The following is an 18,259-nucleotide window of genomic DNA, read 5'->3' as shown; positions in this document are numbered from 1 at the left end:
CCTTAGAGTGGAATTACTTCTAAAATAGAACCGGTTTTGGCATCTATGATAAATTCATACTGGTGGCTTTCTTGATTTATTTTACGGGAAATGCCACCTCTATACACTTGATAGTCAATTCCAGACTTTGTATAATCTTCAGGATTCATTTGGATCCAGGACCCATCAATTGGACCATTTTTTTTGAAAGCTTCTTTTGCCATTTTTAAGGCTTTGTCACCGGGAATTGTTGAGTCACTTAGTACTTCTTTTAAAAGAAATGCACTTGCAAACCCAACACCAAAACCTAGTAAAAACTTATTCCAGCTCACTATATCCCTCCTAAAGGAACTTTTTCCTTATCATAAGTATAACTATATTTTTTAAAAATCGCCATGTTGGCTATGGTAACAAAAAAACAATTTCGATATACTAAATAATGTACATAAATAGATGTAATCAATACGTTCAATAAACTGTTATGAAAATGGGAAGGAGAATGATTTTGAAACAGGATACTCTGGAGCTTTTTAAAACATTAACCGAGCTACCTGGTGCTTCAGGAAACGAACACCAGGTAAGAAAGTTTATGCGCTCCCAGCTTGAAAAATACTCAGATGAGGTAGTTCAAGATGGATTAGGTAGTATATTTGGAGTGCGCCGTGGGAACGAAAATGGGCCAACGGTCATGGTTGCAGGACATATGGATGAAGTTGGATTCATGATTACTTCAATTACGGATAATGGAATGCTTCGTTTCCAAACACTTGGTGGTTGGTGGAGCCAAGTCTTATTAGCACAACGTGTTCAAATTATAACAGAGAATGGCCCTGTAATCGGTGTTATCGGATCTATTCCTCCACATCTTTTAGAAGAGAGTCAGCGTAATAAACCAATGGATATTAAAAACATGTTGATTGATATTGGTGCTGATGACCGCGAAGATGCGATTCGTATAGGAATTAAGCCTGGTCAACAAGTTGTTCCAATTTGTCCATTTACTCCAATGGCAAATGAAAAGAAAATTCTAGCGAAAGCCTGGGATAACCGGTATGGTTGTGGTCTTTCGATTGAATTATTAAAGGAATTACAGGGAGTCGAACTACCAAATATTCTTTATTCTGGAGCAACTGTACAAGAAGAAGTTGGTTTAAGAGGAGCGAGAACTTCTGCAACCATGATTAAACCGGATATCTTTTATGCTCTTGATGCAAGCCCAGCTAATGATATGTCTGGTGATAAAAATGCATTTGGCAAACTTGGAGGCGGTGCATTACTTCGTATTTATGACCGTTCTATGGTTACGCATCGTGGTATGCGTGAATTTCTTTTAGATACAGCAGAATCAAATAATATAAAGTATCAATACTTTGTTTCACAAGGTGGAACAGATGCGGGTCAAGTTCATCTTTCAAATGAAGGTGTTCCATCAGCGGTAATTGGTATTTGTTCACGCTATATCCATACACATGCTTCAATTATTCATGTTGATGATTATGCTGCAGCTAAAGAATTACTTGTTACTCTTGTGAAGGCATCTGACCGTACTACTGTGGATTCAATCCGTCAAAATGGGTAAAATTAATTAAAAGTAACGTGCTCGGCATTTGCCGAGCATTCGTTTTGCAGATGAGGTGATATATTATGTTACGAGTTGCAATTGGGACAAAAAATCCTGCGAAAGTAGATGCAATCATAAATGGCTTTGGTGGCATTGAGGCAAACTTTGTTCCTACAACTGTATCTTCGGGTGTGTCAGCGCAGCCTTTTTCAGATGAGGAGACGATTCAAGGTGCAATCAATCGAGCTAAATCTGCACTTGAAGAGGAAAATGCTGACCTTGGAATTGGCCTAGAGGGTGGGGTCGTACAAACTGAATTTGGGATGTTTTTATGTAATTGGGGGGCGATTATAGATAAGGATATTGAGCCAATCATTGCAGGTGGAGCAAGAATCCTTCTTCCAGATGAAATTTCCAGGGAGTTAAAAGTAGGAATCGAGTTAGGTGATGTCATGGCGGAATTTACAAAGCAAAAAGACATTCGCAGCCATGAAGGCGCAATCGGCATCTTCACCAACCATTATGTTAATCGCAAAGACATGTTTACACATGTTGTTAAACTCCTAGTCGGTCAATTGACATTCAAGAATAATCTTTAAGTTTTATTGAATTAAAAATGGTACTTATTTCATATTGATAAAATTTAATAGATTACTCTTGCAACTTAGAAAATAATAGGTTTATTATAGAAAATAGAGAGATAGTCAACCTTATTAACTTTTTTCAAAGAGGTTATCCACTTCTTGGAAAGTTAAGTTTGAGTAAGGGGTGAGAGAAATGAAAATGAGGAAAGTCCTTATTGTAACCTTACTAGTACTGGTAGGACTTTTGTCAGGTTGTGCATCGATTGAAGATGAATCAAAGGAAACGGTTTCATCGGTTGAAACTGCATTTAATGCTCAACCTGAAAAAACAAATAGTGAAAATGACGGTATTTCCTTCTATCTACCTTCTACTATGAAAATAGAAGAGAAGGTTGAAAATAACGTCATTCTTCAAAAAGGCGACCAAACCTTTATTTTATTTGTAAATCCAAATGAAAAACGTACCAGTGAAGTATTGTATGAGGCAGTTGATGCGAAAGAATTTGAAGTTGATAAAACTTATACAGATAAAGAACGGTTTGGATATGTAAAAGTATTTGAAATTGAAGACAACCAATATTTAGTGACGGTTGGCATTGGCGGAATAAAGATGACAACAGAAACTAAGGTAAGTGATATTTCAGAAAGTGCAGGAGAAATGATGAAAATCGTATCTTCCGTAAAATATTAAGGTTAAGCCCCTAAATTCTAGGGGCTTTTATTTGTTTTTAAAAAGAGAATATATCATAATAAGGACATACGGTATTTGGAGGTTAAACATATGAAAAAACTTGAGAATATAGATCAATATCAAGAAATAATTAAAAATGGAAAAAGCATTTTAATGTTTTCAGCAGATTGGTGTCCAGATTGCCGTTTTATCGACCCATTTTTGCCTGAAATTGAAAGCTCCTTTCCTGACTATACCTTTTATTATGTAGATCGTGATGAATTTATCGATTTGTGCGCGACATTAAATGTCTTTGGAATACCTAGCTTTTTGGCATACGAAGACGGAAAAGAAACCGGTCGATTTGTAAGTAAAGACCGTAAAACAAAGGAAGAGATTGAACAATTCATTAATGGGCTCTCTTAAGATTAAAGAAAAGAGAGGAGATTGATTTTATGGACTCAAAAAATAGTCGGAAAATGGATTCGAAAAAGTTAAAGAAAATCATCCAAGAAAAACTCGCAAAGCATAATTGGAATTTTTCTTACGACCCAAAAAAGGATACCTTGCGTATTGAAGACAAGGAAACGAAAATAGGAACAACCGTGACACTTCCAGGTATTATTGCCAAATATCAAGAAGAAGGTCCTGCAAGTCTTGATGAAGTCATTTATTATATAGAAGAATCTCTAACTGTCATGAATAGTGAACTGGAGCTTGAAGGGAAAGAAAAAAATATCTTTCCTGTTATCCGTTCAACCTCGTTTCCGACACAGTCAAATGATGGGGAAGACCTTTTATACGACGATCATACAGCTGAAACAAGGATTTATTATGCACTTGATTTAGGGACTACTTACAGATTAATTGATAAAAAGCTCCTCGAAAAAGAGAATTGGAAGTTTGAACGGATTCGCGAAATAGCAAGGTTCAATCTTCGTTCCTTAGATGTTTCATATAAAACGGATGAAGTCGCTGGTAATACTTTTTATTTTATTAATAAAAATGACGGCTATGATGCAAGTCGTATTTTAAATGATGCCTTTCTTCAAAAAATGAGCCAACAAATCAAAGGTACCATGGCAGTTGCAGTGCCACACCAGGATGTTTTGATTATTGTAGATGTTCAAAATGAAACAGGATATGATATTCTTGCCCAGATAACGATGAGCTTCTTTGCAAGTGGTAGAGTTCCGATTACAGCACTATCGTTTCTTTTTGAAGAGGGGGAACTTGAACCAATCTTTATCCTTGGAAAAAATCGACCAAGAAAATAAATGTATTCTCCTCTACCAAAAGTCGCTAGGAAAACTAGCGGCTTTTTTGTTACAATAAGGAATAGATTTAACTTTATTCAGCAGAAGTCTCTAACTTCTGCCGAATAAAGTTAAAGCCTCCGGCGGATGCCACGATTTTTCAAAGGAAGTTTTTCGAGCTTAGGATCAAAGACTAAGAACGCCACGTCCTGTGGCAACGTCTTTGTGACCCACATCGTGTGGGCCTAAAAAAATCGGGCGCAAATACGCCGAGGCGTATTTGATAATGGAAGAGTGATAGTTGTGAATTGGATAAAGAAATTACTACATTTTTTACAGGCGGACGATGACGATCCAATTGAAATAAAAACGACTCAAATCCGACAAAACAAGCCTGCTGAGGCGAGAGTTACATACGAATACCCAAAGGGGAAATTTCGATTCCCCGTTATTCCAGATCAAGAAATAAGGAAAACGGAAAAAGTACAAACAAAGCGACCTCAGAAAACAAGGGCCGCAGAACCTAAAAGGCATTCAAATCCTAAACCTGTTGTAAAAGTACAAGAGAAACAACCCTTTCGCCCAACTGAAACCCCATCCCCTGTATTTGGTCTAGGTAAGCCGAAGCCTCAAGATGAAGTCATAGAGTATGAACTTCCTGTAAAACCTATCGCGGATACCGAATCAATTGCAAGGGCATGGAAAGAGGCACAAGAAGAGGTGGCTTCTACAATTCTACTAACTGAGCAAGTTGAATCCGAACTAAAAGAAATAGCGAATGACGAAACACAGCAAAAGGTTGTAAGCTTTGCCAATCAATTAATAAGGGAAGAAGAATTAGAAAAGGTTGAACGAGTAAATACTGTCCCATCTAATATTGATTTGAGTAGTGAGGAAACATCAGCTCACACTTTTACAACTGAAGATTCTGCGGACATTGTTGAAACGAATGTGATTGATCAAGACGAGAAGCAAATTGAAATGTTAATAGAAAAAGAACCGCCACAGCCAATGGAAGAATTGGTAGAAACTCCAATGAAGCATGAAGTGGAAGAAAATGAAGAATCGGATGAGAATGCACAACGACAGGTTGAACCGACACAAGAGTCAGAGCAAACAAATGCTAAGCCGAGAAGGTCTAATATTCCATTTAATGTTTTAATGTTTAAAAAGGACAAACAGAAATTGTCACAAAGCGATACAAGACAAGTAGGCCAAGTAACTCCAATAAAGCCTGTTGAACCCAAAAGCCAACAGGAACCAACAAAACATGAGGAAATAGTAAAAGAACAAGTCCCACCGAAACAAGAGGAAGTATCAGTGGAACAAGTGGCTCCAATCCAACCGGCAAGAATCATTCAGCAGGAAGAAGATATGAATGGTGAAGACGAAAATCAACTCCCAGGATATTCGTTTCCGGTTCTATCTTATTTAAATGCACCTCCTGCTGAGCAGTTGGATGACAGTCAGTGGTTGGTCGAACAACAAAATATTCTAGACCAAACTCTACGAAATTTTAAAGTGCGTGCAAAGGTAGTAAATGTAACGCAAGGTCCAGCCGTTACTAGATTTGAAGTACATCCTGAGCCAGGGGTAAAGGTAAATAAAATTACAAATTTATCAGATGATATTAAATTGAGTTTGGCTGCAAAGGATATTCGAATTGAAGCGCCAATTCCAGGAAAAAATACGATAGGAATTGAAGTGCCAAATAAAAAAAGCAAACCAGTGCTTTTAAAAGAAATCATCCAAAGCTCAGAATTTATATCGAATAAATCACCATTAACTGTAGCAATGGGTCTCGATATTTCTGGTAAGCCAATTGTGACGGATTTGCAAAAGATGCCACATGGATTAATTGCAGGTGCAACTGGTTCTGGTAAAAGCGTATGTATTAATGCAATGCTGGTCAGTTTGCTTTATAAGGCTTCTCCGGATGAAGTAAAGCTGTTATTGATTGATCCAAAAATGGTAGAACTTGCGCCATATAACCATATACCACATCTAGTGAGCCCTGTCATTACTGATGTGAAGGCTGCAACGGCTTCCCTAAAGTGGGCAGTTGAGGAAATGGAAAGACGGTATGAATTATTTGCCCATACTGGAGTACGTGATATTGGCAGATATAATGAAATGGTGAAAAAACATGATGAGAAAAGTGGAAAACTACCATATCTTGTCATTATCATCGATGAGTTGGCAGATTTAATGATGGTAGCACCAGGGGATGTGGAGGATTCAATTTGCCGTATTGCTCAAAAAGCAAGGGCATGTGGAATTCATCTAATTCTGGCTACACAACGACCTTCGGTTGATGTAATCACCGGATTAATTAAAGCAAATATTCCAACACGAATTGCCTTTTCAGTGTCTTCTCAAGTTGATTCAAGAACCATTATTGATTCAAGTGGAGCAGAAAAACTGTTAGGCAAAGGGGATATGTTGTTCCTTGAGAATGGGTCATCAAAACCAATCCGTGTTCAAGGGAATTTTGTTTCAGATGATGAAATTGAAGCGGTTGTTGATTTTGTAAAATCGGAAATGAAGCCAAGCTATATGTTTGAGCAAGAAGAGCTTTTAAAGAAGGCCTCCATCACAAATGAAGAGGATGAACTCTTTTTAGAGGCATGTGAATTCGTTTTAGAACATGGGGGGGCATCTACCTCCAGTGTACAAAGACGTTTTAGAATTGGTTATAATCGCGCAGCGCGGTTAATTGATATGATGGAGGAACAAGGAATTATCTCTGAATCACGAGGAAGTAAGCCAAGGGAAGTTTTAATAACTGAAGAGGATTTAGCAGAGATTTATGAAGGCTGATAACTTTTGTTATCAGCTCAGAATGTAGACAAAGTCAGTGCTGACTTTGTCTATATGAATTATTAAGGATATCAAAATATAAATTCTATTCCCAGACTGTCTTGCGAACGCTTGTCAGACAAGGCGCGCAGCTGAGCGAAGACGCGAATAGAAGTTGCCTTCATGAACGGACGAGGGAGGCAAGCAACGCAGTATGCGAGCGTTTGTCAACAGTCTGGGCTGATAACTTTTGTTATCAGCTTTTTTGATGTGTAGTTAAAAGGACCTACATAACAATTCAAATAGATACAAAAATAAGCGAAGCAAAGGTTAATTCTATGGTCCTACGTTCATAATAAGGTTAACTCATCCCACGTTGAATACTGGTTTTGAGGACATACTTCATTTTTTGGCTGTTTTCTAGTCATTTTTTCATAATGGTCTTCAGTATTGATTAGTGCTATAATGAACAAATGTGAGATGATTGTATATATACATAAAATTCATTAGCACCAGTCTCAAAATCATGGGTACAATTATCAAAACTAGATGAATTTCATATACTGTCTTACAGATAGACAATGTTGGAGGTTCTTTATATGACAGTTTACCACTTCGTTGGAATCAAAGGAACTGGCATGAGTTCGTTGGCACAGATACTTCATGATATGAATTATGAAGTTCAAGGGTCTGACCATGAAAAGTTTTATTTCACACAAAAGCCTTTAGAGCAAAGAGGAATAAAGATTTTACCTTTTAACAAGGAAAATATTCATGAAGGTCTGACGGTTATTGCCGGGAATGCCTTTCCTGATACTCATGAAGAAATAGCAAAAGCAGTCGAAATGGGATTACCTGTTATTCGATATCACCGTTTCTTAGGTGAATTTATGAAAAAATATACGAGTGTTGCCGTTACAGGCTCCCATGGTAAAACATCAACGACTGGCTTACTTGCTCATGTATTGCAGGGAGCAGAGCCTACTTCTTATTTAATTGGAGATGGAAGTGGAAAGGGTTCTGAGGATAGTAAGAACTTTGTTTTTGAAGCATGTGAATATAGAAGACATTTCTTAAGCTATCACCCTGACTATGCAATTATGACAAATATTGATTTTGACCATCCGGATTATTTTGCAAATGTAGAAGATGTTTTTAATGCATTTCAGGAAATGGCACTTCAGGTGAAAAAGGGAATTATTGCTTGTGGTGACGATGAATATCTTCAAAGTATCAAGGCAAAGGTTCCTGTCGTATTTTACGGATTTGGGGAAGAAAATGATTTTCAAGCTCGTAATATTAAAAAGAGTACGGAAGGTACTACCTTTGATGTGTTTGTACGAAATACGTTCTTTGCAAGCTTTTCTATCCACGGATATGGAAATCATAATGTATTAAATGCCTTAGGCGTAATTGCATTATGCCATTACGAAAATATTGATATGTCAATTATTCAAGAACGTTTGTTAAGTTTCCAAGGAGTGAAACGTAGATTCTCTGAGAAGCGAGTTGGAAACCAAATTGTCATTGATGATTATGCTCATCATCCGACTGAGATTAATGCAACAATTGAAGCTGCTCGTCAGAAATTCCCGGAACGTGAAATTGTTGCTATTTTCCAGCCACATACTTTTACTAGAACACAGACATTTTTGGATGACTTTGCTGCAAGCCTAGAAAAGGCAGATCAAGTATATCTTTGTGATATTTTCGGCTCAGCACGTGAGAACAAAGGAGAACTTTCAATCACTGACTTACAAGGAAAAATCCCTGGTTCAGAGCTAATTAAAGAGGATAATACTGTGATACTTAAAAAACATGAGAACAGTGTTTTAATCTTTATGGGAGCAGGCGATATTCAAAAGTTTCAGGACGCTTATGAAAAAGCTTTAGTATAATACTGTAAAAAAAGGGACCTTGCGAATCAATCGCAAAGGTCCTTTTACAATTACTTAAGATTCTCGGGATTTAATGGCTCAAGTTCAGGGATGACAAAACGGCCATCTTTACGAATAAGAACATCATCAAAGTAAATTTCTCCACCACCGTATTCAGGACGCTGAATATTTACCATATCCCACTGGATATTTGAGTTGTTTCCATTATAAGCATCATCATAGGCTTGACCTGGGGTAAAGTGGAAGCTGCCATCAATTTTTTCATCAAAAAGAATGTCTTGCATTGGATGTTGAATATATGGATTTACCCCGATTGCAAATTCACCTATATAACGTGCGCCCTCATCTGTATCTAGTATTTTATTAATACGCTCTGTATCATTAGAGGTAGCCTCAACAATTTTTCCGTCTTTGAAAGTAAGTGAAACATTTTCAAAAGTAAAACCTTGATATGGTGAAGGTGTATTATAAGTTAGCGTTCCGTTGATTGAATCTCGAACAGGTGCCGTATATACTTCACCATCTGGAATATTCATTTCTCCCGCACATTTAATCGCTTTGATTCCTTTGATGGAGAATGTGAGATCTGTTCCTTGGCCTGTAAGGCGAACCTTGTCTGTCTTGTCCATAAGTTCAACTAGAGCGTCCATTGCAGTGCTCATTTTACCGTAGTCAAGATTACATACATTGAAATAAAAATCTTCAAATGCTTCTGTGCTCATTTTTGCAAGCTGAGCCATTGATGAATTTGGATAACGTAAAACCACCCATTTTGTCTTTGGTACACGAATTTCCCGATGTACTTTTTTGCCGACTGTATTACCTTCAATTTTCATTTTATCATCGGGAACATCAGCGAATTCATTAATGTTATCACCTGATCGCAAGCCAATATAAGCATCCATTTTACTCATAACGTTAGCTTCAAAATCCGCTTTCATTTCAAATTGCTTGTCCTGTGCTCCCAGTAATAAAGCACGGTCTACCTGATGGTCCTTTAAAGAGACAAATGGATATCCTCCTGCTTTATATGCCTCGTTAATTAATGCAATAACGAGTTCACGCTGTAACCCAAAGTTTTCAATAAGAACTTTTTCACCCTTTTGAAGGCGTACAGAATAATTAATTAAATTTCGAGCGAGTGTTTCAATTCGTGAATCTTTCATGATTTTGCCTCCATTTTCTATTTGCATATGTACATTCTTATTGTAACCTAATAAAAGAAATTTGTTTACTAAATAAAAGCCTACTAATTCTCTGAAGGGATTTCGTTGAGATATGTCGAAAGTTAAACAATGGGAGAATATGATTATTTGTGGTAAAAACGGGTAAGAAAGATATAAGGAGGTGCATCACGAATGATTCTTATCGTTTACATAAGTGTTGCAGTAATTGCAGTAGCATTTTTAATTTTAGTTATTTATCTCTCCAAAACGCTTCGTTCGCTTCAACATACATTGGATAATGTTGCAGGTACCTTATCTGGATTAGAGAAACAAATGGAAGGTATAACAAGTGAAACGACTGCCCTACTGAATAAAACAAATAAGCTTGCAGATGATATTCAGCAGAAGTCGGAAAGTCTAAATACAGTAGTTGATGCCGTTAAGGATGTTGGAACTTCATTGCAACGCTTTAACAAATCAGTTGGAAATGTGACAGATGAGGTTGCTGTGCAATTGGAGAAAAACAAAACCAAAATCTCACAAGTCGTTCAAGTAGGAAACGCTGTAATAGAGATATGGGATAAATGGAAAGATAAAAAACAAAAGCATGAAAAACATTTTTCAAATTAAGAAAGGGGATTTCGATGGGAAAAAAGAATAGTGGTTCAAATTTTATCCTTGGTACAATTGTTGGTGCTGCAGTTGGAGCAGCAACAGCTCTATTTTTAGCTCCAAAAACAGGACAGGAATTACGTAGGCAACTAAATGATCAAGCAAGTGTTGTAAAAGAAAAAACAAATACACTATCCAAAACAATTTCCGAGCAATCAAATCAAATTTTAACGAAAGTAAAAGACTTTAAAGCACCTAATTTGCAAAATGAGCCCGAATTACAACAAGACATTCAAGAAACAGAAGAAGTGCCAGAAGTAACGAACCAAGATCATGCAGAAAATGAGCAGTTGTTCCAGGAAAAGCTTGCCGAAGCAAAGCAAGCCTTAACCGAAGCAGAAAGTAATACTCAACATAACCAATAAACAAAGGGAGAGATGTAAACATGGGGAAAGCAAAAGTTGAAACAATTGAAGAATTTAACCAAGTCCTTACTAACGAAAATAAATTTATCTTTATCAAACACAGTTTAACCTGTCCAATTAGTAAAGCGGCATTTGATGAGTATGAGCAGTTTGTAGAGGAACATAAGGATGTACCAACTTATTTTCTATATGTACAAGAAGCAAAACAGCTTTCCAATTACATAGCGGAAACCTTTGGAATCAAACATGAATCACCTCAAGCACTTCTATTTGAGGATGGCAAGATAAAATGGAACGCATCCCATAGAAGTATTACAAAGGAATCATTAGTGGCTGCTGGAGAATAATATAGTAATAGTCGGAAATCCGTTTTTCTCTAACTACAAAAAGTCCATGGATAAACCATGGACTTTTTAAATATCACTATTTAATTTAGTTGTCACCGATAATTTTTATAAGCATATAATACTTTATTGCTTAAAAGCGTTTAGGTAATAAAGTTTTTAGTGACATATTGAATTTTATCGTTTATAATGAATTCTAATTACTAGAAATATATCATAATTTCGACTAAATTGCGACTTATAACTTGCGGGAGAAAGGAAGAGAGAGATGAGTAAAGCAGAATTAGATAACCTTCGTGAAAGAGTTGAAGAAATTAATCTTGAAATTCTTAAACTTATTAGTGAACGGGGAAAATTAGTTCAAGAAATTGGTAAAGTAAAAGAGACACAAGGTGTTAACCGCTATGATCCTGTACGCGAAAGAAAAATGTTAAATAACATTTTAGAGCATAATGAAGGACCTTTCGAAACATCAACTATTCAACATATCTTTAAAGAAATCTTTAAGGCGGGTCTTGAGATACAAGAGGATGATCATCGCAAAGCTCTCCTTGTTTCGCGTAAGAAAAAACCTGAAGATACAATTGTTGATGTAAAAGGCGTAAAAATTGGTAATGGCACACAACAATTCATCGTTGGACCTTGTGCGGTTGAAAGCTTTGAGCAAACAGCTGCAGTTGCGCAGGAAGCGAAGAAACATGGTTTACGTTTACTTCGTGGTGGTGCGTTCAAGCCTAGAACTTCTCCTTACGACTTCCAAGGATTAGGACTTGAAGGATTAAAAATCTTAAAACGTGTCGCTGATCAATTTGATATGGCTGTTATCAGTGAAATTGTAAATCCTGCGGATATTGAAGTTGCTTGTGAATACATCGATGTTATTCAAATTGGTGCACGTAACATGCAGAACTTTGAATTATTAAAGGCAGCAGGTTCTGTTAAAAAGCCTGTATTGTTGAAACGTGGATTAGCTGCTACAATCGACGAATTCGTAAATGCAGCTGAATATATCATCTCTCAAGGTAATGACCAAATTATTCTTTGTGAAAGAGGTATCCGTACTTACGAAAAAGCAACTCGTAATACATTAGATATTTCTGCAGTTCCAATTTTAAAACAGGAAACACATTTACCGGTATTTGTTGATGTAACACATTCAACTGGACGCCGAGATTTATTATTGCCATGTGCAAAGGCTGCTCTTGCAATTGGAGCGGATGGTGTTATGGCGGAGGTACATCCAGATCCAGCAGTTGCTTTATCAGACTCAGCACAGCAAATGGATTTTGATCAATTTGAAAAATGGATCACTGAACTTAAGGCATCTCAAGCCGTTCGTGTATAGTTTTCATCAAAACCTCTTACTACTATAGTAGGAGGTTTTTTAGGGGTTTTTTTAACGAATTTGTTAAGAATTACACAAATTAATTGCCCTTGTAAGCTAAGTGTCGTATGATTATTTAGATAAAGTGAACAAATTTAACATTTGTTTGTATAAAAAAGCTCATACTACATATAAGAGTTACTTGAAATAAGGAGTGCTGTCAATGAATGTGACAATCTATGATGTAGCAAGGGAAGCCAATGTATCAATGGCAACCGTATCTCGTGTTGTAAATGGCAATCCCAATGTAAAACCAACAACCCGAAAAAAAGTACAAGAAGCAATTGAACGATTAGGGTATCGTCCAAATGCTGTAGCTCGTGGACTAGCTAGTAAAAAAACGACTACAGTAGGAGTTATCATTCCGGATATCTCAAATATTTTTTATTCAGAGCTTGCACGTGGAATTGAAGATATTGCAACAATGTATAAATACAATATCATTCTAAGCAACTCGGATCAAAACAAGGATAAAGAATTTCACCTATTAAATACAATGCTAGGAAAACAAGTAGATGGTATTGTTTTTATGAGTGGAAATGTTACTCAGGAACATGTTGAGGAATTCGAAAAGTCACCTGTGCCAATTGTGTTGGCTGCTTCAGTTGAAAGCTCAGATACGGTTCCATCCGTTATAATTGATTCGGAGCAAGCTTCGTACGATGCAGTTACGGAATTAGCAAACAGAGGACATAAGAAAATTGCGTTTATTATCGGACCGTTAAACGAGCCGATTAATGCAGAAAAGAAATTAGCAGGTTACAAACGTGCCCTCGAGGACGCAGGACTTTCATTCAATGAAGAATATGTATATGAAGGTGATTACACATATGATTCAGGTATTGAAGGTTTTGAAAAGATTCATGAATTAGCGGACAAGCCGACTGCTATATTTGTTGGTACGGATGAAATGGCATTAGGAGTTATCCATAGTGCACAAGATTTAGGATATTCAATTCCAAATGATATTGAAGTAATCGGCTTTGATAATACCCGTTTAGCACTCATGGTACGTCCACAGCTTACCACGGTTGTACAACCAATGTATGATATTGGCGCGGTGGCAATGAGACTATTAACGAAGCTCATGAACAAAGAAAATGTTGAAGAACAAATCGTGGTATTACCACACCGGATTGAATATAGAAATTCAACTAAACAATAAAGATAAAAAAACACGGTTAACCGTGTTTTTTTTATTTATTCCGTATAGGGTAAAGAGTTTTTGAAACAGTTAAGGCATTTTTTTCTTCAATTTCTGCTTTTCTTGGGATCGGAGGATAAATATTTGGTTCGTCATCCCAGTATGTAGGAAGGGTTAATTTTGCCTTTGGCTGCCACTTATTAATCCAATCAACTGGAAGTGCACCACTAATATCGGATTTTTCAATCATTTCAAGCCAAATGAATGACCATGCTCTTGGTACGACTCTCCAGATGTCATACCCTCCTCCGCCAACTGCAATCCATCGGCCATCACAATATTGATGGGCAAGATGGTGAGCAAGCTTAGGGATTTCACGATAGATTTTCATAGTCGCAGACAAATGTGTTAACGGATCATAGTAATGTGAATCCACACCATTTTGCGTAAATATAACGTCAGGCTTAAAAAATTCCGTTACTTCAGTAAAGGCAGTCTTGTAGGCGTGTAACCAAGAGTCATCCTCAGTGAATGCATCTAATGGGATATTGAAGGAATACCCATAGCCTTTACCAGAGCCCCTCTCCGTAACATTTCCGGTTCCAGGGAATAGATATCGTCCTGTCTCATGAATGGATAGTGTGCATACGTCAGGGTCATCATAGAACGTCCATTGAACACCGTCTCCATGATGTGCATCCGTGTCTACATAAAGTACCCTTACATTATACTTCTTTTGCATATAGCGAATTGCAACGGCACTGTCATTATATACACAAAATCCTGATGCTTTCCCACGGAAGCCGTGGTGTAATCCCCCGCCTAGATTTAAAGCATGCTTTGATTTTCCTGACATCACATGGTCAACAGCGGAAAGGGTAGCGCCTACTAATAAGGCACTTGCTTCATGCATCCCTGGGAAAATAGGAGTATCCTCTGTACCAATCCCATAGTTGTGTCCAATTTCTTCAGGGAGCTTTCCCTCACCAGCTAACTTAACAGCTTCTATAAATCTTGGATCATGGACAAGCTGCAATTCTTCATCTGAAGCAATTCTAGGTGGAATAATATCCGAGTCATCTAACAAGTTCAAACTTTTAAGTAGATCATATGTAAGCTTTACCCTCGTTTGGTTAAAGGGATGATCATGACTAAAACGATATTTTAACAAATGGTCTGAATAGACAAAAGCAGATTCTTTTGTCATGATAGAGACCCTGGAATGGAAGGCCACATCACAGTGTACCCCTCATTTTTTAGATTTGTAATAATTTTTGTTGGATTCATCGTTTGAACTCGTAAGACTACAATTTTAAATTGGGTGTTCTTGTCAGGATAAACAAGCACACTGTGTATATTTACATTATGGTTTTTTATAACATTGACAACGTCTGCCAAAGCACCAGCTCGATTATGTACTTTTATTTCTAGTTGGGAGCCGGGTTGGTTTGCACCTGTAAGTTGTGCAAAAGTATGCAGTAAATCTGTTTCTGTGATAATTCCAACTAATTGTCCATTGGATTCTATTGGTAGACAGCCAATTCGATTCTGAGAAAAGACAGCAGAAATTTCCTCCACAAAATCGAGTGGATGACCGGTTATGACGTCTTTCACCATAATTTCCTTTATTGGTGATTCTAGTGTTTTTTCTTGATTAGTAAAGTCTAGGATGGAGGGCTTTGCATCGCGAATATCACGGTCACTAATAAGCCCAATCACATGTTGATTTGTATCTACGACAGGAATATGTCGAATCTTTTTTTCGTCCATTAGTTTTATCGCGGTAGAAATGGTATCATTCGGTGATAACGTTATCACATTTTTTTCATTATTTCTTCAACAATCATGTGAGATCCCCCTTACTTTAAACTCCTTAATACATAAATCGGTTCATAAAGCGTAACCTATCAAACCTTTCAATTGTATCTTGATTTACACGCTTTCCAATTCGCGCCATTAAACAATTGGCAGGGTGTGAACTAATTTCAGGGTCATCTGTTGCAAACCATTCGAGTCCACCGGCACTCATCATTTTTTCCATTACCTTTCGATATTCCCATACATTTAGGGCGGTGCCTTTCAAATCCCAGTGCCAATAATATTCAGTTGTAATAATTAGGTAATCTTCCATCGCATCATCCATCATTGAAACAATTAAGAGATTTTTACCAACCCTAGAGCCTCGAAATTTTGGGATAACTTCAATTGCACCTAATTCTATTAGATTTTCTATTTTTCCCTCAGACCAACGCTCAAGTGGGTCTGGATAAAGGTATGTAACATAACCAACGATGGTATTATGCTCTCTCGCAATAATGATTCTTCCTTCAGGTAGGTCTGCAATTTCAACCAATGCTTTATGCTGTTGGTCTGGTGTACGAAATGCTACCAAATCTTCGTGAAAATCATAGCTAGCAAGGGTTTCTCCAGAAATGGGACCTTCTATTATAAGTGTACCATGAGGGGTCTTTAGTTCCTTTGCATTATATGTTTTCTTATGCTCCACAATGTCACCACCATTCTAAAGTCATTATCATTATACATGAATCTAGTAAAAATGAAGCGTTTTCAACTGTTATTACACTAATTATACAATTTTACAGAAAAATAATATATAAACAAAATTTTAAAAATTGAGAAAAGGTAAATTTTATTTTATAATAGAATAGTAAATAAATTACATAAAGGGGAAATGTAATGTGAAAGTGGAAGCGCTACCAGTGACAAAAGGTAATTATAATTTAAAAGATTATGATGAAGCATATGCGAATTTTGATTGGGCAGAAGTAGAAAAGAATTTTTCTTGGTATGAAACAGGCAAAGTAAATATTGCCTATGAAGCAATCGACCGCCATGCTGAGGGTGAAAGGAAAAATAAAGTTGCCCTATATTATCGTGATCCATCACGTGATGAGAAATATACATTTAAGGAAATGAAAGAATATACGAACCGTGCGGCTAACGTGTTAAAACAAGCTGCTGATGTGGTAAAGGGGGACCGTGTATTTGTATTTATGCCGCGCTCTCCTGAATTGTATTTTACAGTATTAGGAGCTATTAAATTAGGTGCAATCGTTGGTCCACTATTTGAAGCATTTATGGAAGGCGCTGTTCGTGACCGCTTAGAAGACAGTGAAGCAAAGGTTATTGTGACAACTCCAGAGCTAGTAGATCGAATTCCATTCAATGATCTTCCTGCATTAGAGCATATCGTTCTTGTCGGTGAAGATGTAAAAGAGGAAGGTCCTTTTATTGACTTTCAAGGTCGTTTAAAAACGGCAAGTAAAGAATTGCAAATTGAATGGGTGGAAAGAACCGATGGCATGCTCTTACACTATACTTCTGGCTCCACAGGTAAGCCAAAGGGAGTCTTGCATGTTCATAACGCGATGATTCAACAATATCAAACAGCCAATTGGATTCTAGATTTAAAAGAAGATGATATCTATTGGTGTACGGCTGACCCAGGATGGGTAACAGGAACGTCTTATGGTATTTTTGGTCCTTGGCTGAACGGGGCCTCAAACGTCATTGTAGGAGGACGTTTCAGACCTGAAAATTGGTACCAAACAATTGAGGATTATGGAATTACAGTTTGGTATAGTGCTCCGACTGCATTTAGAATGCTAATGGGCGCTGGAGATGAGCTTGTAAAACAATTTGATTTACGATCCTTGCGTCATGTGTTAAGTGTTGGTGAGCCACTTAACCCTGAAGTTGTACGTTGGGGAGTAAAAGTATTTAATTTACGCATTCATGATAACTGGTGGATGACAGAAACAGGAGCTCAGCTAATAAGCAATTACCCTTGTATGGAAATTAAGCCTGGCTCAATGGGTAAACCATTCCCTGGAATCAAAGCTGCTATTGTAGATGATCAAGGGAATGAATTACCACCGAACCGAATGGGTAACTTAGCAATTAAAAAAGGCTGGCCTTCAATGATGCATCAAATTTGGAACAATCCAGCAAAATATGAGTCTTACTTTATGCCTGGTGATTGGTATGTATCAGGGGATTCAGCCTATATGGATGAGGACGGTTATTTCTGGTTCCAAGGTCGAGTTGATGATGTAATTATGACCTCTGGTGAGCGGGTTGGACCGTTTGAGGTAGAAAGTAAATTAGTTGAACACCCAGCAATTGCTGAGGCGGGGGTAATCGGAAAGCCAGACCCTGTACGTGGAGAAATTATTAAAGCTTTCGTTGCACTAATTGATGGTTATGAACCGACAGATGAGTTAAAAGAAGAAATTAGAAACTTTGTGAAAAAGGGTTTAGCAGCACATGCTGCGCCTCGTGAAATTGAGTTTAAGGATAAACTTCCGAAAACCCGTAGTGGAAAAATCATGAGACGTGTTTTAAAGGCATGGGAGCTTGATTTACCAACAGGTGACCTTTCCACAATGGAAGATTAAAAAATACAGCTAACAAAAA

17 protein-coding genes and 1 pseudogene are annotated in these 18,259 nt (G+C 37.2%); 13 read left to right on the top strand and 5 right to left on the bottom strand.

The genetic code is table 11. The features are described 5' to 3' along the window. Positions 1–2: 2 nt before the first annotated feature. Entirely contained in the window at positions 3–311 is a 309-nt protein-coding gene (locus BTHG_RS19675; protein ID WP_010678463.1) for a PepSY domain-containing protein, read from the bottom strand. Positions 312–484: 173 nt separating this feature from the next. On the opposite strand from BTHG_RS19675, the gene BTHG_RS19670 reads away from it, so the two are divergent. The 7 genes from BTHG_RS19670 (at position 485) to murC (ending at position 8,747) form a co-directional block, all read left to right on the top strand. Next, entirely contained in the window at positions 485–1,558 is a 1,074-nt protein-coding gene (locus tag BTHG_RS19670; RefSeq protein ID WP_010678462.1) for a M42 family metallopeptidase, read from the top strand. Positions 1,559–1,623: 65 nt separating this feature from the next. Further along, positions 1,624–2,139, top strand: coding sequence for a DUF84 family protein (locus tag BTHG_RS19665; protein WP_010678461.1), 516 nt, complete (start codon positions 1,624–1,626; stop codon positions 2,137–2,139). Between the two features lie 178 nt (positions 2,140–2,317). Further along, on the top strand, positions 2,318–2,815 hold the full coding sequence (locus BTHG_RS19660) for a hypothetical protein (protein WP_010678460.1): 498 nt from the start codon (positions 2,318–2,320) through the stop codon (positions 2,813–2,815). 90 nt (positions 2,816–2,905) lie between these two features. Continuing rightward, positions 2,906–3,220, top strand: a complete 315-nt coding sequence (locus BTHG_RS19655) for a thioredoxin family protein (RefSeq protein ID WP_010678459.1) — start codon at positions 2,906–2,908, stop codon at positions 3,218–3,220. Positions 3,221–3,273: 53 nt separating this feature from the next. Beyond that, positions 3,274–4,071, top strand: a complete 798-nt coding sequence (locus tag BTHG_RS19650) for a DUF1444 domain-containing protein (protein ID WP_010678458.1) — start codon at positions 3,274–3,276, stop codon at positions 4,069–4,071. A gap of 282 nt (positions 4,072–4,353) precedes the next feature. Next, positions 4,354–6,870, top strand: coding sequence for a DNA translocase FtsK (locus BTHG_RS19645; protein WP_010678457.1), 2,517 nt, complete (start codon positions 4,354–4,356; stop codon positions 6,868–6,870). A gap of 578 nt (positions 6,871–7,448) precedes the next feature. Then, on the top strand, positions 7,449–8,747 hold the full coding sequence (gene murC / locus BTHG_RS19640; protein ID WP_010678456.1) for a UDP-N-acetylmuramate--L-alanine ligase: 1,299 nt from the start codon (positions 7,449–7,451) through the stop codon (positions 8,745–8,747). A 50-nt stretch (positions 8,748–8,797) separates the two neighbouring features. Here the strand turns inward: murC and BTHG_RS19635 are convergent, their stop codons facing one another. Continuing rightward, complete coding sequence (locus BTHG_RS19635; protein WP_010678455.1) at positions 8,798–9,913, bottom strand: aminopeptidase; 1,116 nt, start codon at positions 9,911–9,913, stop codon at positions 8,798–8,800. Between the two features lie 192 nt (positions 9,914–10,105). On the opposite strand from BTHG_RS19635, the gene BTHG_RS19630 reads away from it, so the two are divergent. The 5 genes from BTHG_RS19630 to ccpA all read left to right on the top strand — a co-directional run bounded on the left by BTHG_RS19630 (position 10,106) and on the right by ccpA (position 13,843). Continuing rightward, positions 10,106–10,543: a DUF948 domain-containing protein gene (locus BTHG_RS19630; protein WP_010678454.1), complete on the top strand. Its 438-nt coding sequence runs from the start codon at positions 10,106–10,108 to the stop codon at positions 10,541–10,543. Between the two features lie 14 nt (positions 10,544–10,557). Then, positions 10,558–10,950, top strand: coding sequence for a YtxH domain-containing protein (locus tag BTHG_RS19625; protein ID WP_010678453.1), 393 nt, complete (start codon positions 10,558–10,560; stop codon positions 10,948–10,950). A 20-nt stretch (positions 10,951–10,970) separates the two neighbouring features. Beyond that, a complete protein-coding gene (gene ytxJ / locus BTHG_RS19620) occupies positions 10,971–11,297 on the top strand; it encodes a bacillithiol system redox-active protein YtxJ (RefSeq protein WP_010678452.1) in 327 nt (108 codons plus the stop codon). A gap of 265 nt (positions 11,298–11,562) precedes the next feature. Beyond that, positions 11,563–12,639, top strand: a complete 1,077-nt coding sequence (locus BTHG_RS19615) for a bifunctional 3-deoxy-7-phosphoheptulonate synthase/chorismate mutase (protein WP_010678451.1) — start codon at positions 11,563–11,565, stop codon at positions 12,637–12,639. Positions 12,640–12,841: 202 nt separating this feature from the next. After that, on the top strand, positions 12,842–13,843 hold the full coding sequence (ccpA, locus tag BTHG_RS19610; RefSeq protein ID WP_010678450.1) for a catabolite control protein A: 1,002 nt from the start codon (positions 12,842–12,844) through the stop codon (positions 13,841–13,843). Between the two features lie 31 nt (positions 13,844–13,874). Here the strand turns inward: ccpA and BTHG_RS19605 are convergent, their stop codons facing one another. From BTHG_RS19605 to BTHG_RS19595, 3 genes and pseudogenes are all read right to left on the bottom strand, one after another. Continuing rightward, the gene (locus tag BTHG_RS19605; RefSeq protein ID WP_010678449.1) at positions 13,875–15,029 is read right to left on the bottom strand and encodes an acetoin utilization protein AcuC; all 1,155 of its coding nucleotides are present in this window, start codon (positions 15,027–15,029) and stop codon (positions 13,875–13,877) included. Further along, a pseudogene (locus tag BTHG_RS19600) lies at positions 15,026–15,669 on the bottom strand (acetoin utilization AcuB family protein). The gene BTHG_RS19605 and the pseudogene BTHG_RS19600 overlap by 4 nt, the downstream one beginning before the upstream one ends. A gap of 26 nt (positions 15,670–15,695) precedes the next feature. Next, positions 15,696–16,328, bottom strand: a complete 633-nt coding sequence (locus tag BTHG_RS19595) for a GNAT family N-acetyltransferase (RefSeq protein WP_010678447.1) — start codon at positions 16,326–16,328, stop codon at positions 15,696–15,698. A gap of 193 nt (positions 16,329–16,521) precedes the next feature. Between BTHG_RS19595 and acsA the strand changes: the two genes are divergently transcribed. Beyond that, positions 16,522–18,240: an acetate--CoA ligase gene (acsA, locus tag BTHG_RS19590; RefSeq protein ID WP_010678446.1), complete on the top strand. Its 1,719-nt coding sequence runs from the start codon at positions 16,522–16,524 to the stop codon at positions 18,238–18,240. The last annotated feature ends 19 nt before the right edge of the window (positions 18,241–18,259 follow it).

The organism is Bacillus timonensis (assembly GCF_000285535.1).
Classification (GTDB): Bacteria; Bacillota; Bacilli; order Bacillales; family Bacillaceae_L; genus Ferdinandcohnia; species Ferdinandcohnia timonensis.
This window is presented reverse-complemented; position numbering and strand designations above follow the sequence as displayed.

Bases quoted from the DNA above. Each gene is read 5' to 3' on its own strand.
- BTHG_RS19635 (WP_010678455.1), bottom strand. From the start codon at position 9,913: ATGAAAGATTCACGAATTGAAACACTCGCTCGAAATTTAATTAATTAT.
- BTHG_RS19665 (WP_010678461.1), top strand. From the start codon at position 1,624: ATGTTACGAGTTGCAATTGGGACAAAAAATCCTGCGAAAGTAGATGCA.
- BTHG_RS19630 (WP_010678454.1), top strand. From the start codon at position 10,106: ATGATTCTTATCGTTTACATAAGTGTTGCAGTAATTGCAGTAGCATTT.
- ytxJ (WP_010678452.1), top strand. From the start codon at position 10,971: ATGGGGAAAGCAAAAGTTGAAACAATTGAAGAATTTAACCAAGTCCTT.
- ccpA (WP_010678450.1), top strand. From the start codon at position 12,842: ATGAATGTGACAATCTATGATGTAGCAAGGGAAGCCAATGTATCAATG.
- BTHG_RS19625 (WP_010678453.1), top strand. From the start codon at position 10,558: ATGGGAAAAAAGAATAGTGGTTCAAATTTTATCCTTGGTACAATTGTT.
- BTHG_RS19655 (WP_010678459.1), top strand. From the start codon at position 2,906: ATGAAAAAACTTGAGAATATAGATCAATATCAAGAAATAATTAAAAAT.
- BTHG_RS19660 (WP_010678460.1), top strand. From the start codon at position 2,318: ATGAAAATGAGGAAAGTCCTTATTGTAACCTTACTAGTACTGGTAGGA.
- BTHG_RS19615 (WP_010678451.1), top strand. From the start codon at position 11,563: ATGAGTAAAGCAGAATTAGATAACCTTCGTGAAAGAGTTGAAGAAATT.
- BTHG_RS19650 (WP_010678458.1), top strand. From the start codon at position 3,274: ATGGATTCGAAAAAGTTAAAGAAAATCATCCAAGAAAAACTCGCAAAG.
- BTHG_RS19605 (WP_010678449.1), bottom strand. From the start codon at position 15,029: ATGACAAAAGAATCTGCTTTTGTCTATTCAGACCATTTGTTAAAATAT.
- murC (WP_010678456.1), top strand. From the start codon at position 7,449: ATGACAGTTTACCACTTCGTTGGAATCAAAGGAACTGGCATGAGTTCG.